2 protein-coding genes are annotated in these 1,851 nt (G+C 31.5%); both read right to left on the bottom strand.

Annotation, left to right across the window (positions count from 1 at the left end):
- Positions 1 to 349: 349 nt before the first annotated feature.
- Entirely contained in the window at positions 350 to 919 is a 570-nt protein-coding gene (locus FC65_RS10430; RefSeq protein ID WP_056972662.1) for a hypothetical protein, read from the bottom strand.
- Between the two features lies 1 nt (position 920).
- Positions 921 to 1,325, bottom strand: coding sequence for a hypothetical protein (locus FC65_RS10425; protein WP_056972661.1), 405 nt, complete (start codon positions 1,323 to 1,325; stop codon positions 921 to 923).
- Positions 1,326 to 1,851: the final 526 nt, after the last annotated feature.

Raw genomic sequence — 1,851 nt, 5'->3', positions numbered from 1 at the left:
ATAAAAAAGCCCTAAGCACTGACACACCAACGCTTAGAGCATATATATAAAATTTATCCCACAGATCCTTCCATTTTATTCAATAAATATTGTAACAGTTCGTTGTTTATTGTTGGTCTTATTAATAGGAATAAGAGCAAAAGATTGTACACGTTAGCCATTGTTATAGTTTATAAGAACGGGGTCAATTTCAAGGTCAAAAATAGAATAATAAAATAAGGACGATCCGACATGGACCGCCCTTTTAATTTGTGCTAATTAAAAAAACAAGCCTCGGATCGCTCCGGGGCTTTTTGATTGTTTCGTATTGTTCTTCTAATTTTTTAAGCATTTTTTAAAACACACTACATTATTTAATCTGTAAAAATCCAATGATCAATGCAGTAATAACAGCCACAACAATAGGAGTTGCAATATTTTTTATAAAATAATCCCATTTAGATGCTTTTAAATTATCAGGCAAATTGGCTATATCTTGTTGAATTGTTGCTATCTTTGTTTTGATATCAGATATTTCTTTATTTGAGTATTGACTTGAATTATCTATTTTCTCCTCTATATTACTTCCTAGTTCGTTTAGTTTATTGTCAAAATAACGTTCTGTTTCGTTCAAGTCCTTTTGTGTAACTTCAGACATAGTCAACACTTCACTTTCTTGATTCCCCTCAAGTATATTATAAAAGCCATAGTTTCGTTTTTGCATATTTTTTAGCTCTTGTTCTTGCTTATTTAAACTATTTTTAAAATTTGCGACATTTGCTTGGTTAGTAATTATATTATTCGACATGCTAATACTAAAAATTGAAAGCGCAATAAATAAGCCAGTTTTGTGGTTATTTTTATGGTTAGAATAATCATTTTGTATACTATATATATGGTAGTCTTGAGGACCATTTGTAAAGTTTTCTACATACTTCATATCATTCATCCGTCTTTAATATATAAAAAATTTGATTAAAGTCTTTATCATCGATACTGAGTATTACTTTATACTGACCTCCGGTTGATTGTTTAATGTTAATGTTACTTAAATTAGCGTTTATTATAAAATTGTCAGGATTTACATTTGGAATTTTTTGGTTACCATGAGTTGAAAAAACTTCTTCTTCTGAATCAACTCTTATAATCCGCATTCCAATCGTATGCTCTTTTCTTAAATCCAATCCGCTAACAATACTTGTAACTGCAAAAGAAAGCATAGTCGGCATATATTCAGTTCTTAACACTAATAACGGATTAAGTATTATTTGTTGTGGAGGATTACTTCCTGGTTGATTTTCACTATTTTGTGATATTATTATGTTTACTTTAACTTCATCTATCATAATTTTCACCCCTATTGTTTAATAATACAATTATTATTTTGAAATAACCAGCCCCTATATTACATATCTTTGAACTAACAACAGTTAAACGTAAAAAGTGCAAAAAAATAAGCCCACCCCAAACGGAGTGAGCTTTGTTTTAGTAGTAAATATGCTGACCTGGATAAATATAGTTTGCATTGCGTATACCGTTTTTTGACTGCAAATAACTAATTGAGTACCCAGTCAATGTTGAAATGCGACTAAGGCTATCGCCACGTTGCACGATTCTATAACGCCCAGCAGTTTGCTTTGCCTTTGCAGATCCATTAACAGTCAATCGTTGTCCTGGATAAATTGCATTAGTATTAACGATGCCATTTAACTGTGCTAAACGATTTACAGAAGTTCCGTAACGTGATGCGATTCCACTTAAAGTGTCCCCTGGCTTAACGGTGTAAGCCTTGGTACTTGAGCTAGTCTTAACCTTTTTGGCAACAGGTTTAGCATTATTTTTAAGGTTCTATACTTTTTCCTGTTGATAGCT

The organism is Ligilactobacillus acidipiscis DSM 15836, assembly GCF_001435755.1.
Taxonomy (GTDB): Bacteria; Bacillota; Bacilli; order Lactobacillales; family Lactobacillaceae; genus Ligilactobacillus; species Ligilactobacillus acidipiscis.
The sequence above is the reverse complement of the archived record's forward strand: the minus strand, read 5'-3'. Positions and strand labels throughout refer to the sequence as shown.